This is a genomic window from Burkholderia sp. 8Y (assembly GCF_902506145.1).
Classification (GTDB): Bacteria; Pseudomonadota; Gammaproteobacteria; order Burkholderiales; family Burkholderiaceae; genus Caballeronia.
In genome coordinates this window covers 1,454,822-1,473,939 of sequence record NZ_LR733519.1, presented here as the reverse complement: position 1 = coordinate 1,473,939, position 19,118 = coordinate 1,454,822, and the positions used below count along the sequence as shown (strand labels likewise).

At 65.1% G+C, this 19,118-nt stretch carries 19 protein-coding genes; 10 read left to right on the top strand and 9 right to left on the bottom strand.

All coding sequences use genetic code 11. From position 1 onward, the window contains the following. Positions 1-11 precede the first annotated feature (11 nt). The 7 genes from GV035_RS06460 to GV035_RS06430 are packed head-to-tail and all read left to right on the top strand — an operon-like array spanning position 12 to position 6,944. The gene (locus GV035_RS06460) at positions 12-968 is read left to right on the top strand and encodes an ABC transporter permease (protein WP_159834149.1); all 957 of its coding nucleotides are present in this window, start codon (positions 12-14) and stop codon (positions 966-968) included. Beyond that, positions 965-1,912 carry an ABC transporter permease gene (locus GV035_RS06455; protein WP_159834148.1) on the top strand — a complete coding sequence of 316 codons (948 nt, stop codon included), beginning with the start codon at positions 965-967 and terminating at the stop codon, positions 1,910-1,912. Before GV035_RS06460 ends, GV035_RS06455 begins: the two co-directional genes overlap by 4 nt. Then, positions 1,909-3,738 (top strand): ABC transporter ATP-binding protein, encoded by a 1,830-nt coding sequence (locus GV035_RS06450; RefSeq protein WP_159834147.1) that lies wholly within the window; start codon positions 1,909-1,911, stop codon positions 3,736-3,738. Before GV035_RS06455 ends, GV035_RS06450 begins: the two co-directional genes overlap by 4 nt. Beyond that, entirely contained in the window at positions 3,735-4,052 is a 318-nt protein-coding gene (locus GV035_RS06445; RefSeq protein ID WP_159834146.1) for a (2Fe-2S)-binding protein, read from the top strand. Before GV035_RS06450 ends, GV035_RS06445 begins: the two co-directional genes overlap by 4 nt. Then, positions 4,034-5,431, top strand: a complete 1,398-nt coding sequence (locus GV035_RS06440; protein WP_159834145.1) for an FAD/NAD(P)-dependent oxidoreductase — start codon at positions 4,034-4,036, stop codon at positions 5,429-5,431. Before GV035_RS06445 ends, GV035_RS06440 begins: the two co-directional genes overlap by 19 nt. Further along, positions 5,428-6,597 (top strand): NAD(P)/FAD-dependent oxidoreductase, encoded by a 1,170-nt coding sequence (locus tag GV035_RS06435; RefSeq protein WP_159834144.1) that lies wholly within the window; start codon positions 5,428-5,430, stop codon positions 6,595-6,597. The genes GV035_RS06440 and GV035_RS06435 overlap by 4 nt, the downstream gene beginning before the upstream one ends. Beyond that, positions 6,594-6,944 (top strand): helix-turn-helix domain-containing protein, encoded by a 351-nt coding sequence (locus GV035_RS06430; protein WP_159834143.1) that lies wholly within the window; start codon positions 6,594-6,596, stop codon positions 6,942-6,944. Before GV035_RS06435 ends, GV035_RS06430 begins: the two co-directional genes overlap by 4 nt. On the opposite strand, the gene GV035_RS06425 is transcribed toward GV035_RS06430, so the two are convergent. The 8 genes from GV035_RS06425 to GV035_RS06390 form a co-directional block, all read right to left on the bottom strand. Beyond that, complete coding sequence (locus GV035_RS06425; RefSeq protein WP_159834142.1) at positions 6,941-7,933, bottom strand: M14 family metallopeptidase; 993 nt, start codon at positions 7,931-7,933, stop codon at positions 6,941-6,943. The two genes, GV035_RS06430 and GV035_RS06425, sit on opposite strands and share 4 nt — an antisense overlap. Further along, positions 7,930-9,402: an NAD-dependent succinate-semialdehyde dehydrogenase gene (locus tag GV035_RS06420; protein WP_159834141.1), complete on the bottom strand. Its 1,473-nt coding sequence runs from the start codon at positions 9,400-9,402 to the stop codon at positions 7,930-7,932. The genes GV035_RS06425 and GV035_RS06420 overlap by 4 nt, the downstream gene beginning before the upstream one ends. A 31-nt stretch (positions 9,403-9,433) precedes the next feature. After that, entirely contained in the window at positions 9,434-10,501 is a 1,068-nt protein-coding gene (locus GV035_RS06415; RefSeq protein WP_159834140.1) for a tartrate dehydrogenase, read from the bottom strand. Between the two features lie 253 nt (positions 10,502-10,754). Beyond that, entirely contained in the window at positions 10,755-11,249 is a 495-nt protein-coding gene (locus GV035_RS06410) for an Lrp/AsnC family transcriptional regulator (RefSeq protein ID WP_159834139.1), read from the bottom strand. A gap of 42 nt (positions 11,250-11,291) precedes the next feature. Next, positions 11,292-12,701, bottom strand: coding sequence for an aspartate aminotransferase family protein (locus tag GV035_RS06405; protein WP_159834138.1), 1,410 nt, complete (start codon positions 12,699-12,701; stop codon positions 11,292-11,294). A gap of 155 nt (positions 12,702-12,856) precedes the next feature. Beyond that, complete coding sequence (locus tag GV035_RS06400) at positions 12,857-13,783, bottom strand: 2-hydroxyacid dehydrogenase (RefSeq protein WP_159834137.1); 927 nt, start codon at positions 13,781-13,783, stop codon at positions 12,857-12,859. Between the two features lie 10 nt (positions 13,784-13,793). Then, positions 13,794-14,669, bottom strand: coding sequence for a GNAT family N-acetyltransferase (locus tag GV035_RS06395; protein WP_236572461.1), 876 nt, complete (start codon positions 14,667-14,669; stop codon positions 13,794-13,796). A gap of 756 nt (positions 14,670-15,425) precedes the next feature. Next, positions 15,426-15,764: a hypothetical protein gene (locus GV035_RS06390; RefSeq protein WP_159834135.1), complete on the bottom strand. Its 339-nt coding sequence runs from the start codon at positions 15,762-15,764 to the stop codon at positions 15,426-15,428. Between the two features lie 439 nt (positions 15,765-16,203). Here GV035_RS06390 and GV035_RS06385 point away from each other — a divergent pair, with 439 nt between their 5' ends. The 3 genes from GV035_RS06385 to GV035_RS06375 all read left to right on the top strand — a co-directional run bounded on the left by GV035_RS06385 (position 16,204) and on the right by GV035_RS06375 (position 18,394). Then, entirely contained in the window at positions 16,204-16,734 is a 531-nt protein-coding gene (locus GV035_RS06385; RefSeq protein WP_236572460.1) for an RDD family protein, read from the top strand. Between the two features lie 394 nt (positions 16,735-17,128). Further along, positions 17,129-18,061 carry a DnaJ C-terminal domain-containing protein gene (locus tag GV035_RS06380; protein ID WP_159834996.1) on the top strand — a complete coding sequence of 311 codons (933 nt, stop codon included), beginning with the start codon at positions 17,129-17,131 and terminating at the stop codon, positions 18,059-18,061. A 6-nt stretch (positions 18,062-18,067) separates the two neighbouring features. After that, positions 18,068-18,394, top strand: coding sequence for a chaperone modulator CbpM (locus GV035_RS06375; protein ID WP_159834133.1), 327 nt, complete (start codon positions 18,068-18,070; stop codon positions 18,392-18,394). Positions 18,395-18,434: 40 nt separating this feature from the next. Here GV035_RS06375 and GV035_RS06370 read toward each other — a convergent pair whose 3' ends face one another. Further along, positions 18,435-19,109, bottom strand: coding sequence for a MarR family winged helix-turn-helix transcriptional regulator (locus GV035_RS06370; RefSeq protein ID WP_236572459.1), 675 nt, complete (start codon positions 19,107-19,109; stop codon positions 18,435-18,437). Positions 19,110-19,118 lie beyond the last annotated feature (9 nt).

Below are 19,118 nucleotides of genomic sequence, written 5' to 3'. Positions count from 1 at the left end.
GGCGACATCCGATGAAACTCCACGCGCAACGACTCATTGCCGCGCGCCTCGGGCTCGCGCTGCTGACGCTTCTGATCGTGTCGGCGGTGGTGTTCGGCATCACGGGTCTTTTGCCCGGCGATGCCGCGCAGCAGGCGCTCGGCCAGGCGGCGACGCCCGAGCAGGTGGCCGCGCTCAGGCATCAGTTCGGGCTCGATCAACCGGCCATCACGCGTTATGCGCAATGGCTCGTGCACGTGGTGAGCGGCAACTTCGGCACGTCGCTCTCGAATAACCTGCCGGTGAGCCAGTTGATCGCCACGCGCCTGCCGAACTCGCTCGTGCTCGCCGGACTGACCGCGCTGGTGTCCGTGCCGCTCGCGCTCGTCATCGGCATTGCGTCGGCCATGTTTCGCGGCTCGCTGCTCGACCGCGCGCTCAACGTGCTGACGCTTTCCACGGTCGCGGTGCCGGAGTTTCTCGTCGCGACCATCGCGGTGCTGATTTTCGCGGTGAAGCTGCGCTGGCTGCCGGCGCTCTCGTATCTGTCGGATGTGTCTTCGTTCGGCGCGCTCGTGCGGACCTACGCGATGCCGGTGATGACGCTCTGCTGCGTGATCGTCGCGCAGATGGCGCGCATGACGCGCGCGGCGGTGCTCGATCAGCTCAATGCGTCGTACGTGGAAATGGCGCTGCTCAAGGGCGCCTCGCCGATGCGCGTGGTGCTGCGGCACGTGCTGCCCAACACTATCGGTCCGATCGCCAATGCGGTGGCGCTGTCGCTGTCGTATCTCTTCGGCGGCGTGGTGATCGTCGAGTCCATCTTCAATTATCCCGGCCTCGCGAGCCTGATGGTCGATGCCGTCACCAACCGCGACATGCCGCTCGTGCAGGGCTGCGTGATGGTGTTTTGCGTGGCGTATCTCGCGCTCGTGCTGATTGCGGACCTGTGCCAGATCGTATCCAACCCGAGGCTGCGTCAACGATGAACCGACATGCCCCTTCTCATGCCACGACCGTGATCTACGAGCCGCCGCCCGCCGCCGATGCGCCGCCCGAACCGCAGGCGTGCGCCGCCGCAGCCGCTGTGAAGCGCGGCGCGCTTCGGCGTCTGGTCGGCCGCTTTTCCGTGCTCGGGCTGATCGGCCTTTTCATCGTCGTGTTCTGGCTCGCGGTGGCGTTTCTCGGGCCGGTCGTCGCGCCTTACAAGGGCGGCGCGGTGACGTCGACGGAAATCTTCAGCAGCTTCGGCCCGGCGCACTGGGTCGGCACCGACTATCTCGGCCGCGACATGCTGAGCCGCATTCTCTACGGCACGCAGTACACGGTGGGCCTCGCGCTCGCCGCGACCGTGCTCGCGAGCGGCATCGGCACGTTCTTCGGGCTGATCGCGGCGGTGTCGGGGCGCTGGGTCGATGAAATCCTGAGCCGTCTCTTCGACGCGCTCATCTCCATTCCGAGCAAGGTGCTCGCGCTCGTTGTGATCGCGGCGTTCGGTTCGTCCATTCCGATGCTGATGATGGTCGCCGCGCTCGCCTACATTCCCGGCGCGTTCCGCATTTCCCGCTCGCTCGCCGTCAACCTGATGACGCTGGAGTACGTGCAGGTCGCGCGGGCGCGCGGCGAACGGCCCTTCTACATCGCACGCGTGGAAGTGCTGCCGAACATGATTCATCCGATGCTCGCGGACTTCGGCCTGCGCTTCGTGTTCATCGTGCTGCTGTTGAGCGGACTCAGCTTTCTCGGGCTCGGCGTGCAGCCGCCGAACGCGGACTGGGGCTCGCTCGTGCGCGAGAACATCGGCGGACTGGCCGAAGGCGCGCCCGCCGTGCTGATGCCGGCCGTCGCCATCGCGACGCTCACCATCGGCGTCAACCTGCTCATCGACAGCCTGCGCCGCCACGGCGCGCGCTCGCACGGAGGCGATCAATGAACATGATCGAAGTCAAGGGCCTGCGCGTGGTCGCGGGCGCGGCGCCGGACGCGGTCGTCGAGATCGTGAAGGGCGTCGACTTCTCGGTGAAGAAGGGCGAAGTGCTCGCGCTGATCGGCGAATCCGGCTCGGGCAAGACGACCATCGCGCTCGCGCTGCTCGGCCATGCGCGCAACGGCTGCGCGATTGCGGGCGGCTCGGTCAGGATCGGCGACACGGACATTCTCTCGCTCGACGCCCGAGGCCGCCGCGCGCTGCGCTCGCGCACGGTCGCGTATGTCGCGCAGAGCGCGGCGGCGGGCTTCAACCCGGCGCGCACGATCATGGATCAGGTGATCGAACCTGCGCTGCTGCACAAGCTGATGACGCCCGCCGCCGCGCGCGCGAAGGCGGTGGCGCTGTTCCATTCGCTCGCGCTGCCGGAGCCGGACACCATCGGCGACCGCTATCCGCATCAGGTGTCGGGCGGGCAGTTGCAGCGTCTGATGGCGGCGATGGCGCTCGTCACCGATCCCGCCGTCGTCGTGTTCGACGAGCCGACGACCGCGCTCGACGTGACGACGCAGATCGAAGTGCTGGCCGCGTTCAAGCGCGTGGTGCGCGAACTCGGCACGACGGCGGTGTACGTGTCGCACGATCTCGCGGTGGTCGCGCAGATGGCGGACCGCATCGTCGTGCTGAACGGCGGGCGCGTGCGGGAAAACGGCGCGACCGCGCAAGTGCTCGACGCCCCCGCCGACGACTACACGCGCCAGCTTCTCGCGGCCACGCACCGCCCGGAAATCGACGCCGCCGCCCCGGCCACCGCACGCGACACGCCGGTGCTCGAAATCCGCGGCCTGAGCGCGGGTTACGGGCGCGTCGACGCGCACGGCGTGCCCGCCGTGCGCGTGCTCGACGACGTGAGCCTGCGCATTGCGCGCGGCAGCACGCTCGGCGTGATCGGCGAATCCGGCTCCGGCAAGACGACGCTCGCGCGCGTGATCGCGGGCCTCGTCGACCGGGCGCGCGGCGAAGTGCTGCTCGACGGCAAGCCGCTGCCCGCGAAGCTCTCCGAGCGCACGCTCGACCAGTACCGGCGCGTGCAGATCGTGTTCCAGAACGCCGATACGGCGCTGAACCCGAGCCGCACCGTCGCGGACATTCTCGCCCGGCCGATGAACTTCTATCACGGCCTGCGCGGCGCGGCGGCCCAGAAGCGCATGCTGGAACTGCTGGACCTCGTGAAGCTGCCCGCCGCGATCGCCAAACGCCAGCCGGGCGGTTTGTCGGGCGGCCAGAAGCAGCGCGTGAATCTCGCGCGTGCGCTCGCGGCCGACCCGGCGCTCATTCTCTGTGATGAAGTCACGTCCGCGCTCGACACGGTCGTCGGCGCGGCCATTCTCGATCTGCTCGCCGAGCTGCGTCGCGAACTCGGCGTGTCGTACATGTTCATCAGCCACGACATTTCGACGGTGCGCGCGGTCTGCGACGACGTGATGGTGCTGTACGCGGGCCGCTGCGTCGAAGCCGGTCAGCGCAAGGCGCTTTCCGCGCCGCCGTATCACCCGTACACGGGGCTGCTCGTCGATAGCGTGCCGGAGTTGCGTCCCGGCTGGCTCGACACGCGCCGGGCGACGGCGCTCGCCGCGCTGCCCGCGCTCGGCCCGGAAAGCGACGCCGCCGAGCTGTGCAGCTTCCGCGCGCGCTGCACGGCGCGCATCGACGGCAAGTGCAATGTCGTGCCGCCGCCGGTGAAGACGCTGCCTTCCGGCGCGGAGATTTTGTGCCACCACTCGGCGGCGGACCTCGTTCGCCTGCAGACGACCGATACGGTGCCGGCATGAGCGGACGATTCGTGCGCGTGGCCGAAAAGGGCCGCAGGACTTTCGAGATCGTGATCGACGGCAGGCGCTCGCTCGCCGCCGAGGGCGACACGCTGATGGTCGCGCTGCTGACCGCCGGGGACAGCCTGCGCGATTCCGAATTCGGCGATGGCCGACGCGCGGGTTTCTGCGTGATGGGTGCGTGCCAGGACTGCTGGGTGTGGACGGCCGCCGGCGAGCGCATCCGCGCATGCACGACGCAGGCGGCCGAAGGCATGTCGATCGTGACGCGCATCGGTGAGGCCGGGGAGGGCGTATGGCCGCGACTGTCGTGATCGTCGGCGCGGGACCGGCGGGCGTGCGCGCCGCCGAGGCGTTCGTGGAAGCGGGCGTGCATCCCATCGTGATCGACGAAGGAAGGCGCGACGGCGGCCAGATTTATCGACGCCAGCCCGACGGCTTCACGCGCTCTTACGAGACGTTGTACGGCACGGAAGCCGAACGCGCGCAGGCGCTGCATCGTTCGTTCGACGCGCTGCGCGCGCGCATCGACTATCTGCCGGACACGCTCGTGTGGAACATCGAGCCTGACGCGGTGCATGTCGCGAGCGGCACGCGCCACCGCCGCATTGCGTTCGACGCGCTCATCGTGTGTAGCGGCGCCACCGACCGTCTGATGCCGGTTCCCGGCTGGCATCGCGCGGGCGCGTTCAGCCTCGGAGGCGCGCAGGTCGCGCTGAAGTCGCAAGGGTGCGCCATCGGCGCGCGCACCGTGATGATGGGCTCCGGACCGCTGCTTTATCTCGTCGCGGCGCAGTACGTGAAGGCGGGCGCGACCGTCGGCGCCGTGCTCGATACCTCGTCGCTCGGCGACCGTCTGCGCGCGCTGCCCCGGCTGCTCGCGCTGCCTTCGGCGCTGAAAAAGGGCGTCGCGCTGATGAACGTGCTGCGGCGCGCGGGCGTGCCGGTGCATCGCGGGATCACGCCGATTGCGATCGACGGCTCGCCTGAGCATGGCGTGACGGGTGTGCGCGCGAGGGACGCGAAGGGCGCGGTCATCGACATCGCCTGCGATGCCGTGGCGCTCGGCTATCACGTGCGCTCCGAGACGCAGCTCGCCGATCTCGCCGGTTGCGAGTTCCACTTCGACACGGCGCTGCGGCAGTGGCTGCCCGCCACCGATCAGGACGGCCGCAGCAGCGTGCGCGGCGTCTATCTCGCCGGCGACGGAGCGCGCGTGCGCGGCGCGGATGCCGCCGAGCGCGCGGGACGGCTCTCCGCGCTGGCGGCGCTGAAGGACGCGGGCATCGCGCACGTCGCGCAACAGGCGGACACCGCGAAGCTGCGCGCGCAACTGCATCGTTACACGCGCTTCGCCGCCGGCTTGCGCGCCGCGTTTCCGTGGCCCGCGCGCTTCGCGGGCGCGTTGCCGGACGAGACCGTCGTGTGCCGCTGCGAGTCGATCACGGCGGGCGAACTGCGGCGCGTCGTCAACGAAATGGGCGCGAAGGAAGCGAACCGCGCGAAGGCGTTCTCGCGCGTCGGCATGGGTCGATGCCAGGGGCGTTTTTGCGCGCACGCGGGCGCGGAAGTGATCGCGGCGGAAGCGCGCGTTCCGCTCGAAGCAGTCGGACGGCTGCGCGGACAGGCGCCCGTCAAGCCCTTGCCGATGGCGCTCGCGCCGCAAGGCATCGAACAGGAGACGACAGAATGAACGAGCGCGCCGATGTGATCGTGATCGGCGGTGGGATCATCGGCACGACGACGGCCTTTTTTCTGAGCCGTCGCGCTCGCTCGGTGATCCTGCTCGAACGCGGTCTGACGGGACAGCAGGCGAGCGGCGTCAACTTCGGCGGCGTGCGTCGCCAGGGACGCGCGCTGTCGCAGCTCGCGATGTCGAACCGCGCGTTGGCCACGTGGCGGCAGTCGCGCGAACTGCTCGGCGAGGACGTCGAGTTCCTGCCGTCCGGGCACACGCGCGTGTGCTATCACGCGCACGACGCCGACTATTTTCATCGCTATGCCGCCGATGCGCGCGCCTACGGCCTCGATCTCGACGTGCTCGAAGGCGCGGCCATGTTCCGGCGCTTTCCGTTTCTCGGGCGCGAGGTGCTGGCGGCATCCAGTTCGCCGCTCGACGGCCACGCGAACCCGCGCCTTGCCGCGCCCGCGTTCGGACGCGCGGCGGGGCGGCTCGGCGCGACTATCGTCGAGAACGCGGACGTGTTGCGCGTGGAGAAGGAGGCGGGCGGCTTTCGCGTGGAGTGCGCGGGCGGCCGGATCTATCGCGCGGAACAGGTGCTGATCTGCGCGGGCGCATGGGCGAACGCGCTCTCGACGCAGTTCGGCGAGCCGGTGCCGCTCGCGGTGCGCGGCCCGCAGATGGCCGTGACCGAGCCGGTGCCGTATGTCTTCAAATGGTCGATGGGCGTGTACACGTCGGTCAAGGAAGAAAGCGTGTATTTCCGGCAGATTCCGCGCGGCAATATCGTGCTGGGCGGCGGCGCGCCCGGTCCGGCCGATGCAGCGACGCGCCGCGCATCGGTGCTGCCCGCGAATACCGTCGCGCAGATTGCGCAATTCCGCCGCATGGCGCCCGCGCTCGGCGCGCTCAACGTGATTCGCGTGTGGAGCGGCGTGGAGAGCTACTTGCCGGATTCGGAGCCGGTTATCGGCCGCAGTTCGAAAGTCGACGGACTCTTTTATGCGTTCGGCTTCAGCGGCTCGGGATTCCAGATCGGGCCAGGCGTCGGCGAAACGCTGGCCGAACTGCTCGATACGGGCAGCACGCCCATCGATCTCGCGCCGTTTTCCATCGCGCGATTCCAGCGTCCTGCGCCCGGCCGGGCGGAATCCGCGGCCTCCGAGATTTCATCATGAGCGCGACGAATCTTCTCGATGCGGTCGCTTATATCGAAGCCAACTTCGACAAGACTGTGAGCCTCGCGCAACTCGCGGATGTCTCGGCGCTGAGCGTGTCGCGCTTCGCGACGCGCTTTCGCGAGCAGTTCGGGCTGTCGCCTTACCGCTACTTGTGCACGGTGCGGGTGCGGCGCGCGCAGACGTTGCTGCTCGCGGGCGTGCCGGGGTCCGTGGTCGCGGCTGAAGTCGGGTTCTTCGACCAGAGTCACCTCGCGCGCCACTTCAAACGCTGCTGCGGCATGACGCCGAGCGCCTACTTGCAGCGGGCGCGCGAGACGCAGGACGTCTTCGCGCAAGCGGCCTAAACGCGGCGTGCGTCCGGTTTCGCCGGAATGCGGCGTTCCACTTTGCCGAGCCGGACCACCGTGACGCCCGGCCTCAACTGCCGCAGTGACGGCATGACGAGCATGCAGTCGGCATAGGGCGTCGTGACCGGCTCGCCGTCGTTCCATCCGATCACGCTGCCCGCTTCGGCGAACACTTCGAGGCCGGAATAGGCATCCGCGAAACGGAAGTCCATGCTCTTTGCGACGACCGGTTCCGTCACGCGCACGACGAGCATTTCGTCAGGCAGCGGCCGATTCCAGTCCGCCGGAAGATCGCCCGCATCCACGACGCGCGCGTGCGCCAGAAAGCGCGCAGTGACGTCGCGCGCGACGGCCACCGCGCTTTCTTCCCAATGCTGGCCGCATTCGATCAGCAGCGCGTTCTTCTCGCTCGCCGGATCGCCGAAGCCTTCATAGTCGCGCATGCGGCGGCCTTCGGGATGGCCTTCATCGCAGATGACGGTCGTCGGTGTGCCGAGTTGCGCCGACAGCGCGATGCCCTTGTCGAGCGGCCCCGCGACGATCAACGGCGCGCTCTTTTCATGCATCGAATGCAGATCGAGCAGCAGATCCACGCTGTCGATGACCGGGCGCATCGCGCGTGCGCGGCGCAGTTCGCTCGAATCGAGCGACGCGTCATCGAGCGTGCGCGCGGTCCACACGCGGTTGAAGTCCTGATCGACGAAGCGCGAAGCATCTGGCCGCGCGGCATCGAAGCGCCGGTAGGCATCGACATTCGCGAACGCGAGCGTGAGCCGGCCGCGCCGCGGACGCAGCTTCGCGCGCAGCAGTTCATCGACGACGATCGCGCCGCACACTTCGTTGCCGTGCGTGAGCGCGTTGATCATCACGTGCGGACCGGGCACGCCCGAATCGAACGTATGCACGTAGGGGGTGCCCGTGTCGCTGTGCTCGTGCGGGCCGATGTCGGGGAACGTGACCTGGATCGGATATACGGGCGCATTCATTCGAGGCCACCCTCGCAGAGATATTTGATCGAGAGATAGTCGTCGAGGCCGTATTTCGATCCTTCGCGGCCATAGCCCGACTCCTTCACGCCGCCGAACGGCGCCGCTTCGCTCGCGAGCGCGCCCTCGTTGATGCCGACGATGCCCGCTTCCAGCGCGCGCGCCACACGGTCGATGCGCCGCACGTCCTGACTGTAGAAGTACGATGCGAGACCGAACGGCGTGTCGTTCGCGGCGCTGATTGCTTCGGCCTCCGAATCGAATCGGAATAGCGGCACGACGGGGCCGAAGGTTTCTTCGCAACTCAACTGCATGTCGGGCGTGGCATCGGCGAGCACCGTCGGCGCGTAGTAGTTCGGGCCGAGTTCGGAGAGGCGCTTGCCGCCGGCGAGCGCGCGGGCGCCGCGTTCCACGGCGTCGTTCACATGACGCTCGATCTTTTCGACCGCGCGGGCGTTGATCATCGGGCCGATCTGCGCGTCGGGATCAGTCGCTGGCGCGACCTTCAATGCCGCGACGCGCGAGGCGAGCTTGTCGGCGAATCGCTCGTACACCGACGATTGCACATACACGCGATTCGGGCACACGCACGTCTGCCCGCCGTTGCGAAACTTCGCGGCCATGAGTCCGGTGACGGCGGCGTCGAGGTCGGCGTCGTCGAATACGATGAAGGGCGCATTGCCACCCAGTTCGAGCGACAGCTTCTTCAACGTGCCCGCCGATTCACGCGCGAGATATTTGCCGACGGGCGTGGAGCCCGTGAACGTGATCTTGCGCACGCGGCTGTCCTGCAACCATTCGGCGACGGCGGGGACCGCGCGTTCGCGCGACGCGCTGATCAGATTCAGCACGCCCGCCGGCACGCCCGCCTCATGCGCGAGCATGACGAGCGCGAGCGCGGTGAGCGGCGTATCTTCGGCGGGCTTGCCGACGACCGTGCAGCCCGCCGCGAGCGCGGGCGCGATCTTGCGCGCGATCATCGCAAGCGGAAAATTCCACGGCGTGATGGCCGCGACGACGCCGACCGGTTCCTTCACCGCGCTCATGCGCTTGCCGCGCTGCTGCTGCGGAATGATGTCGCCGTAGATGCGCGTGGCTTCGTCGGCGAACCACGCGACGTACGACGCGCCGTACATGACTTCGCCGCGGCCTTCCGCGAGCGGCTTGCCTTGTTCGAGCGAGATCAGCTGGCCCAGCGCGTCCGCGTTATCGACGATCAGCGCATGCCAGCGATGCAGCACTGCCGCGCGATCTTTCGGCAGCGTGTCGCGCCACGCGGGAAACGCGCGCGCGGCGGCATCGGTGGCGGCGCGGGCGTCGGCGGCATCGCTGTCGGCGACTTGCGCGATGACTTCGCCTGTCGCGGGATTCGTCACGTCGAAGCGTTTGACGCTCGCGGCCGCAACCCATTCGCCAGCGATGAAGTTGTCCGCGCGAATCAGCTGGTCGATGGAGTATCGTTGATTCATTTAGGCGTCCGTATCAATGAACGATGGATGGTCAGCCGAGCCGCTGTGCGATGGCTTCTCCGACTTCCTTCGTGTTGGCTTTGCCGCCGAGGTCGCCCGTGTGCGGCCCTTCCTTGAGCACGGACTCGATGGCGGAGAGAATCGCATCGTGCGCGGCGCGCTGGCCGAGGAAGTCGAGCATCATCGCGGCGGACCAGATCATCGCGATGGGATTGGCGATGCCTTTGCCCGCGATATCCGGCGCGGACCCGTGCACGGGCTCGAAGAGCGACGGGAACGTGCGCTCAGGATTCATGTTCGCGGACGGCGCAATCCCGATGGTGCCGGTGCACGCCGGGCCGAGGTCCGACAGAATGTCGCCGAAGAGATTGGTTGCGACGACCACATCGAAGCGATCGGGATTGAGCACGAAGCGCGCGCAGAGGATGTCGATATGCTGCTTGTCCCACGCGACGTCCGGGTATTGCGTGGCGATTTCGGCGGCGCGGGCGTCCCACCACGGCATGCTGATGGAGATGCCGTTGCTCTTGGTCGCGACCGTGATTTTCTTCGCGCGTTGCTGCGCGAGATCGAACGCGAACTTGAGCACGCGCTCCGCGCCCTGGCGCGTGAAGATAGATGTTTGCGATACGAACTCGCGGTCGGTGCCTTCGAAACTGACGCCGCCGACGGACGAGTATTCGCCTTCGGTGTTCTCGCGCACGATCATGAAATCGATGTCGCCGGCCTTGCGGTTCGCGAGCGGCGACGGCACGCCGTCGAAGAGACGCGCGGGGCGCAGGTTGATGTATTGATCGAACTCGCGGCGGAACTTGAGGAGCGATCCCCACAGCGAGACGTGATCGGGCACGGTTTGCGGCCAGCCCACGGCGCCGAACAGGATGGCGTCGGCGGTTTCGAGCTGCGCCTTCCAGTCGTCGGGCATCATCTGGCCGTGGGCGGCGTAGTAGTCGCAGCTTGCCCATTCGATGTGCTGGTATTCGAGCGCGATGTCGAAGCGTTTGCTCACTGCATCCAGCGTGCGCAGGGCTTCGGGCATCACTTCTTTGCCGATTCCATCGCCGGGGATTACGGCTATGCGGAATTTGTTTTCTGGCATTTTGGGTTGGCTCCTGGTGGGCGTTTTTTGCTCGCGGCGCGTGGGGTTGTCTGCTGCGCTTTGTTTTATCGTACTCGGTTCTTTGCTGTTCTTTGCTGTTCTTTGCTGTTCTTTGCGGTTCTTATGTTTCGTGTCGGTCTATTAGTGTTGCCCCGCCCCGGGGAGGGGCAACGCTAATAGACCGACACGAAACGAAGAAACCCGAAACCGCAGTGCAACACACAAAAGCGCCCAGAACCGGCGCAAAAGGTCCTCAATGTCCGCTAGAAAACAAAACCTCCAACGGATAATGCGTCTTAACAAAAGAAGTCTTGATAATCACATAACTGAAGTACTTCTCGATGCCAATATCCCGCTCGAGCAACCCTTCCACGATATGTTGATAATGACTCACGCTACGCGTGACGAACTTGAGCAGATAGTCATACCCGCCGCTGGCAAGATGACACTCGACGATCTCGTCGACATCCTTCACCGCATTGACGAACTTGATGAAGTCCTCCCGCCGATGATCCGCCAGCGTCACTTCCGTGAAAACCACCTGCACGTCGCCCAGCTTTTCGAGCTGAATCTGCGCGCCGTACCCCACGATGTACCCCGCCTTTTCCAGCCGCTTCACGCGAATCAGGCAAGGGCTGGGCGATAAACCGACTGCATCGGCAAGCTCGACGTTCGTGATGCGCCCGCGCTTCTGCAACTGAGTGAGAATGCGCAGATCGATTCGGTCCAGCTTGCAGTCGTTGCTCATCGTGGGTGATTCGGTCTCGCATGTCGGCGTCGATCGATGTTATCACGCAGCCACGCGGCGACTAAATTCGGACGTGCCCTTAAGCGCCGCCCGAACATCGTCGTCGGCAAGCACATCGTCGAGCGTTTTACCAAGCCGCTCGAACATCAAGTCGAAGTCGCTCTCCGTATAACAAAGCGCCGGCGCAAAACCCAGAATGTTGTCGCCGAACGCGCGGAACACGAGGCCGTTTCGATACGCCGCAGCCGCAATCCGGTCCGGGAGTTTCAGCGATGTCTCGAAGCCCCGCTTCGTCGTCTTGTCCGAGACGAGTTCCAGCGCGCCGAGCAGCCCGCGATGACGCGAATCGCCCACGAGCGGATGCGCAAGCAGTGCGTCGAGCCCCGCCGCGAAGCGAGGCGCGCGCGCCTGGCCGTTCGCAAGCAGCCCGCCTTCATGATAAAGCCGCATCACTTCGAGGCCGATCGCCGCGCTCACCGGATGCGCCGAATACGTGTGGCCGTGACCGATGGGCGCGCCGATATCGCCGCCGTCGGCAATGCCCTGATACACCGCGTCGGACATCAGCACCGCGCCCATCGGCGCATAGCCCGCGGTGAGTCCCTTCGCGACCGTCATCAAATCCGGCTCGACGCCTTCGCCCTCGCACGCGAAAAGCGGACCGGTGCGGCCGAAGCCGGTGATCACTTCATCGGCCACGAAGAGAATGTCGAGCTTGCGGCACGCTTCGCGCATGGCCTTCAACCAGCCGACAGGCGGCACGATCACGCCGCCCGATCCCTGAATCGGCTCGCAGAAAAACGCGGCCACGTTGTCCGCGCCCAACGCGTCGACCTTCGCGTGCAGCGCCGCGACCGACGCCGCGATCAATGCGGCGTCATCGGCGTAATCGTTGCGGTACGCATAGGGCGACGGAATGTGATGCTGGGTCGCGAGCGGCAGATCGAAGTTGCGGTGGAATGCGGGCAGCGCGGTCAGGCCGGCGCCGATGGACGACGACCCGTGATAGCCGCGTTCCTGCGCGATGAAATGCTTCTTCGACGGCCGGCCCGTCGCGTTGTAGTAGTGCGTGATGAAGCGCAGCGCGGAATCGACCGCGTCTGAGCCGCCGAGCGTGAAGTACACGTGTTGCAGCGATGCCGGCGCCAGCTCGACGAGCTTCGCGGCCAGTTCGATGGCGGGCTCCGAGCCGAAGTGGAAATAGCCGGTCGCGTACGGCAAGCGCGCCATCTGCTTCGCGGCGGCCTCGACGATGCTCGCGTGCCCGTAGCCCGTGTTCACGCACCAGAGGCCGGAGAATGCATCGAGCAGCTCGTGCCCTTCGCTGTCGCGCAGAAAGACGCCATGCGCGGAATCCAGCACGGTGACGCCGCGCGCCTCATGCGCGCGATAGCTGACGACGGGATGAATCAGGTGTTCACGGTCGGCTTCGACTAGCGACTGGATCGGCATGATGCGGCTCTCTCTTTTTCGAAAATGGGCTGCGGACCGTTCAATACTATCGGTTGGGCCGTGCTATCCGCATCGCCAAATAAATCGCGGAAAAGCGCGAATGAGGCGTTTTGCGGGTGCCGCGCAGCATTTTGTGCTGGCGCACGCTTCGCGGGTCAGTAGCCGCGCGCGCGGTCGATGGCGCCGATCATCGGCTCGCCATTCCGATGCCGGCGCAGATTGTCGAGCACCACATCGACGGCGCTTTCGGGCCGCGTCGCGCTCGCGATATGCGGCGTGATGCGAACGCGCGGATGCGTCCACAGCGGATGCGTCGGCGGCAGCGGCTCGGGATCGGTCACGTCGAGAATGGCCGCGTGAAGATGCCCGCTGTCGAGCGCGTTGAGCAAATCCTGCTGGATCACATGCGGCCCGCGCCCGACGTTGATGACGGATGCGCCGCGCGGCAGCGTCGCAAAGAGGTGCGCATCCAGCAGGCCGCGCGTCGCGTCGGTGAGTGGAAGCAGGCAAACGAGGATGTCGCTGCGCGCGAGAAACGCATCGAGCGAAGCCATGCCCGCATGACATTCGACGCCTTCGATCTCGTGCGGCGAGCGGCTCCAGCCTGCGCACGCAAAGCCGAAAAGCTGCAGCCGTTGCAGCACGGCCGTGCCGAGCATGCCGAGTCCCAGCACGCCGATACGCCGCGTCGCCGCCGGGCGCACGGGCATGTCGCGCCATATGCGCTCGCGCTGCTGAATGGCGTAATCGAAGAGATCGCGGTGAAGCGTGAGCACGGCCTGCGTCACATATTCGACCATGCCTTCGACAATGCCCGGCTCCGTCATCCGCACGACCGCGACGTCCGGCGGCACGCTCGACAGATCGAATTGATCGATGCCCGCGCCCACCGAGAAGATCACTTCGAGATTCGGCAGCGCCTGCATGATATCGGCGGGCGGCTGCCATGCGGCGAGATAGCGGACGCTCGCGGCATCGCCCGTATCGGGCCACAAGCGGAACGGGATATGCGGCGCCTTTTGCGCGAAGAGCTGCGCCCATTGCTTGCCGCGCTCGGGGTCCGCCTTGTAGAGGAAGGTCATGATGCGGCCCTCAGCCCTGCGCCTGATTGATGATCGCGAACTGCATGACGGACTCATCGCTCTTTGGGGTGCCGTTGCGCGACATCCTCACCACCGTATCGACGCGTTTGAGCCCGAGTCCGTCGAGCCATGCGGAGAGGCCGCATTCGCCGGGTACGTCGATGCGCGTGAACTTGCCATCGTTGACAGCCAGCCAATGCGCGATGAGCGCCTGCGCGCGCTGGATATGTGCTCCATCCGCGGTTAGCGATACGACCGGACCAATGGCATGCCCGCGCCCGAACGGGCGCATCAACGAAAAACCAAGCACGTCGCCGCCACGTTCGATCACGACGCCCCGCGCGAGCCTGGATAGCGAAGACATCAACGCCGCCCGGTCCAGCCCGCTTGCACGCGACGCGAGGTCTGCGATGGTCACGGCATCGGCAGCCTGCATCGCGCGAATGCGTTCGCCGGGCGGCAACGTCACGCCGGGTACGACGAAATCCGCCGACTGATGCTGTAGAAGCTCACCGATGCGCTCAAAGCCGAGCTTCGCGTAGAGCGGCTCGCCGGCGGGCGTCGCGTGCAGCACCGTCACGCGTTCGCCGAGGGCGTCGAGCAGCAGCTCCATGAGCTTGCGGCCGATCCCGCGCCCCTGCCAGTCGGGCGCGACGATCACGAGGCCGAGCGAACCGCCGTTCTCGCCGTACTCCCAGTACAACGCCGTGCCGACGAGGCGCCCGTTTTCTTCGGCAGCGAAGCCTGCGCCCGTGTCGAGGCCGAAGCGCCAGTCCTCCGCGCGATGCGGCCATTTGACTTCGAGCGACAAGCCGTGCGCGGCGGGGATGTCGCCGGCGGAGAACGGTCGATAGGTGAGCGTTGAGGCGAGCTGGGCGGAGGACACGGGGACTCCTTCGGCGTTGATGTTGTTCGTGACTTTGGCATCGCACGCGGGAGAGTGATAGGACGATCTTGTTGCGCGGGGCTGCATGCGGCGGCTTGCGAGGTGCTTTGAACCGTTCGGCAGCGAGCCGCGGCTTGATGGGTGGGACGATGCGGGGCGGCATCTTCCGTCCATCGCGATCTGCGCGCAACGGTGTTTCATTGCGGTGTTCAAATACCTTTCGAGCAATGCATCGCGGTAGGCGAGTATTAGGCGCGCTATTAGCGGATTGCTTTGTGTGCGCCGACCCGTCAAGCGCCGCTTCTAACAGTCGTCGCTTGCCTGCACATGATCTTGCGCACGCGTTTTTGGCCCGCAGTCGTCGATGTAATCTTTTCAATTAGCGCGGCACTGAATCCAGGGAGCTCCTGCCGACACAATTTTCGATGCCGACAGCAGGCGCCGTTGCGTCGCAGCACGCAGTCGATGCCTCAGGTATGACGATTGCAATTGGGAGTCGTCTCCGCCGCGTCCTTCCCCTCTCTCTCGGACGTGGACCTCGGCCCGCCCGGCCCCCCGCGCGGGCCTTTTTTCATTGAGATGTTCATCGCTCTTATTGAGCGACGCGGACGATGCAGCGTTCTGACCTTGCCACGGAGCGCCCTTCGACGCCCGCTCCGACGTGGCAGACAGCGCAGGTGACTGACAGGAAACGGTTAAGCCGAGCAGTCAAACGGTGAATGCCGAATGAAGCACCCCGAGCTGCTGTATCGATAGCTACGTCGAGAAAACGACGGCGGCCGTGTCCTCAATCTGCGTGAAGCTGCGAATGAACCGATAGGGTTGACCATCGATTGCCAGGTGGTTCATTCCGGACGATGTCAGTTCCAGCATCTCATCGGCTAGCGAAGACTCAATCGTTCCGACCCGGCGCAACTCCTCTCGCGGCCCCGATGGATCACCGAGATACACGGTGCAGACAGCGGGAGTGTGGCGCATCATCACTACGCTGGTCGCCTTGTCGAGTGCGCGCTCGAGGTAACTGGCGAGCGTTTGCAGCGATTCTTTCGGGCTTTGCCCCCGGTCGAGTTTCGATGCTTCGTTGTCTTGTCTCACGTTGACCTCAGGGCGTGTTAGTTTCGAAGGGCCGGCTGCATTCCCAACTGCGATGATCGACCGCTCAACCGTTAATATTCGCCGGACTTGAGCTACGGTTTCCGACCACGAAGACGGCCTTTTCCGTATCTTGTAGCATAGTAGATGATGTGTCGTGAACGTCACCGCTTATTCCCCGTTGGCCCGTCACCGGCGGCGAGGATGCGACGTTGCACGGGTAGCCGAAGCGGCTCGCCGCGTTCGTCGCTGTTAAAGGGTACTTTCACGAAGTGAAAGAAGGCGCTCCGTTCGCGCTGCTGCTGGCCCGTCTGAGCTTGAACACGCTCGCGACTCGTTCGATAAGCTACTCGGCTTAAAGCAGCGAAGTCTGTCCATGTAGATGACGCTTTGCAAGATGGAATGACGGGCGTCGACGAACTTCCTGCGCAGGCCGTTGTGAGTGATTGCAGATGTTCGCCGGCGCCGTAGCGAGCCCAACGCTTCGAGATGGACGCTCACATTGCACTACGCTACTTATACGCAGCGCGCCCGCGCCTTGTTCCTGGATTCGCTATGGTGGACTGCTATTGTCCTTTTCGTTCCGTTGGGACCATCGCCCGAGAACATGCCTCTTTCGCCCGAGGGCTTGGCGGCGTTCACCGCGATGTGGCTGCTATTGGCTCAATGCGCTCCCATAGCCATGACGGGTGTGTTGTGGGCGGTTTGGGGAACATCTCCGGGCAAACGGGCGCTGAAATTACGCATAGTCGACGCAGACACGGCACAGCCGATGACTGCGCGGCAAGCAGCGTTGCGGACGTTCGGCTACTTCCTGACGTTCGCGACATGTGGAGCGGGATTTCTATGGGTGCTTTTCACGTCTCGGAACCAAACGCTGCACGACCGCATCGCCAACACCGTCGTTGTCAGCTACGGAGGCGCGAAGGGCGATGCGGACGCTAGCACAACGTCGCCTGATAGTAGATCGTGATCGAGCCGGCGCGTTGACTGGGAACGAGGTGGGTTAGGCGCATCGAAACGCCAAAGGACGAAAGAGGGCAAGGACGATGTCATTCCGAGCGAATGACATATCCGCGCGATGCAATCGCGCCCCATCGCCGTCGGTTGCCGATTGCTTTGAAGCAGTGCATGAGAAGGGCTGGCTACGACGAGGCTTTCGACATCGTTCGCAAGATACGAAGTCTGAGAATGGAGTCGGTCGTTAAGAGGAAACTCAGCGCCATTCGAAACACATACGCGCCAAGCGAAGCTTGTTGTGCCTCGCACGGCTTGCGCCACAAGCTTGTATAGTAGTCACTGATATTGGTGCACCGGCCACTGCCCGCCTCCGCCAGGAGTCGATTGTTTGGACGATACGCGAAACGATGAGATACAAGGACTATTACGCTGTCATGGGCGTACCGCGAACGGCGACTGAAGCGGAGATCAAGACTGCTCATCGTAAGCTCGCGCGCAAGTTTCATCCGGACCTTAACAAAGACCCGAACGCCGAAGAGAGATTCAAGGAGGTCGGCGAAGCCTGGGACGTGCTCAAGGATCCGGAGAAGCGAGCGGCGTTCGATGCGCTCGGCACAGGTTACAAGAACGGAGACGAGATACGCCCGCGTCCAGACATGAGCGAAGAGTTCGCCTATGGCGGTGGGAACGAGTCGCACGATGTGAACGACGACTTCTTCAGCGACCTGTTCGGCAGACGCGCAAGACATGCATCGCGTTCATATTCGACCGACTGGCCGGGCGAGGACCTCCACGCGAGGGTTTCCGTCAGCCTCGAAGACCTGTACAACGGCGCGCAGCGTACTGTTTCGCTGCAGATGCCCGTGATCGACGATCAGGGCCGCATGACATATCAAACGCGCACGCTCGACGTTGCAATACCGAAAGGCATCCTCGATGGCCAGGGGCTGCGGCTCGCGGGGCAGGGCGGAACGGGCATCGGCAACGCTCCGCGTGGCGATCTCTATCTGGAGATCGAGCTTGAGGAGCACGGGCGTTACCGGGTCGAGGGCCGCGACGTGACGACGGACCTTCCGCTTGCGCCGTGGGAAGCGGCGCTCGGCGCTGATGTCCTCGTGCCGACGCCATCGGGAGACGTCACCGTGACCGTTCCGGCTCAGTCGTCAGCCGGCCGACGCCTGAGGCTCAAGGGTCGCGGGATACCTGGCAATCCACCCGGCGACTTTTACGTGACGCTGGAGATCGTGCTGCCGCCAGCGGATACCGACGCCAATAAGGCCGCCTACGTTGCGCTGCGCGAGGCGTCCCACTTCGATGCACGCGCGCATTATTACGGGTGATCCATCATGAGTCCGAATGATCCTGCTTGTCTACAAGGCGAAATTGTTGAGGAAAAGGTTGAGTTCACGCTGGTCGAGCTGTGCCGTATCACAGGGGCGTCGAGGGACGATCTGGTCCGATGGGTGGAAGAAGGCGCCTTCGAACCGAAAGGCGCACGAATCGAAGGATGGCGATTCAGCGGTACATGCCTGCGCCGCGCCGTTACCGCGCAGAGACTGACGAACGATCTGGAGATCAACGCGCCCGGTGTGGCGCTCGCGCTTGAGCTACTCGATCAGATCGGCGCGTTGCGCAATCGTCTTCGTCGTTACGGCGATCGCGGTAACACATGAGGTCGTCGTAGGGAAACTAACCTGCGAGGAGGCCAACCGGCTACGATGGCCGGTGACGCGCAAAGCGGGCGGCTGGCGGCCCCTTGGCTGCTCTGCGAAATCCGTCGACCAGCTTGTCAACGATGCTGTTCAACTGCCGACGCTCGTCGGCGGTCAGGATCGACAGCATCTCCGCCTCCATCGACTGCCCGAGCTCGTCGCTGGACTCGCGCATTCGCTTGCCAGCCGCAGTCGGCCACAACTGGAAGTGGCGCGCGTCGTCGGGATGGATCGAGCGTCGCACCAGCTTACGGTCGATAAGGTCTGCAAGCAGCTTGGACAGTAGCGTCTTCTCGATCAGCGTCTGCTCTTTGAGCGCGCTCGCGGTGATGCCGGGCCTGTCACAAATCGCCCGCAGCACACGTAGCGAACGCACATCCAGGCCGAACGTCGGCCGATACCCCGCATTCGCACGGCTAATCATTTCGCTCTTGATGAGATCCAACTTGAAAGTCAAGTAAAGAGTCGCCCCGCCGGTGCCGACGATGTTGTCTTCTGCCTTATCTCCGTCCTTGCCGTCGTGTTTTGGTCTCGCTTTCTTTACCGCCGGTGGCCTTCCTGCTCGCATCTGCTGCCGTCCTGTCTGGAGACTTCGTCCGATAAAGCGTCTCGCCGACACACAGACATGCCGGCAGCCGTAACGTTTCCCGCGATGATAGCGCAGCTCTGCGGCCATTCGTCCATG

Coding starts and splice junctions, on each gene's coding strand:
- GV035_RS06435 (WP_159834144.1), top strand. CDS start 5,428: ATGAACGAGCGCGCCGATGTGATCGTGATCGGCGGTGGGATCATCGGC.
- GV035_RS06445 (WP_159834146.1), top strand. CDS start 3,735: ATGAGCGGACGATTCGTGCGCGTGGCCGAAAAGGGCCGCAGGACTTTC.
- GV035_RS06450 (WP_159834147.1), top strand. CDS start 1,909: ATGAACATGATCGAAGTCAAGGGCCTGCGCGTGGTCGCGGGCGCGGCG.
- GV035_RS06420 (WP_159834141.1), bottom strand. CDS start 9,402: ATGAATCAACGATACTCCATCGACCAGCTGATTCGCGCGGACAACTTC.
- GV035_RS06455 (WP_159834148.1), top strand. CDS start 965: ATGAACCGACATGCCCCTTCTCATGCCACGACCGTGATCTACGAGCCG.
- GV035_RS06440 (WP_159834145.1), top strand. CDS start 4,034: ATGGCCGCGACTGTCGTGATCGTCGGCGCGGGACCGGCGGGCGTGCGC.
- GV035_RS06375 (WP_159834133.1), top strand. CDS start 18,068: ATGAGTCCGAATGATCCTGCTTGTCTACAAGGCGAAATTGTTGAGGAA.
- GV035_RS06400 (WP_159834137.1), bottom strand. CDS start 13,783: ATGACCTTCCTCTACAAGGCGGACCCCGAGCGCGGCAAGCAATGGGCG.
- GV035_RS06370 (WP_236572459.1), bottom strand. CDS start 19,109: ATGGCCGCAGAGCTGCGCTATCATCGCGGGAAACGTTACGGCTGCCGG.
- GV035_RS06460 (WP_159834149.1), top strand. CDS start 12: ATGAAACTCCACGCGCAACGACTCATTGCCGCGCGCCTCGGGCTCGCG.
- GV035_RS06405 (WP_159834138.1), bottom strand. CDS start 12,701: ATGCCGATCCAGTCGCTAGTCGAAGCCGACCGTGAACACCTGATTCAT.
- GV035_RS06410 (WP_159834139.1), bottom strand. CDS start 11,249: ATGAGCAACGACTGCAAGCTGGACCGAATCGATCTGCGCATTCTCACT.
- GV035_RS06380 (WP_159834996.1), top strand. CDS start 17,129: ATGAGATACAAGGACTATTACGCTGTCATGGGCGTACCGCGAACGGCG.
- GV035_RS06415 (WP_159834140.1), bottom strand. CDS start 10,501: ATGCCAGAAAACAAATTCCGCATAGCCGTAATCCCCGGCGATGGAATC.
- GV035_RS06425 (WP_159834142.1), bottom strand. CDS start 7,933: ATGAATGCGCCCGTATATCCGATCCAGGTCACGTTCCCCGACATCGGC.
- GV035_RS06430 (WP_159834143.1), top strand. CDS start 6,594: ATGAGCGCGACGAATCTTCTCGATGCGGTCGCTTATATCGAAGCCAAC.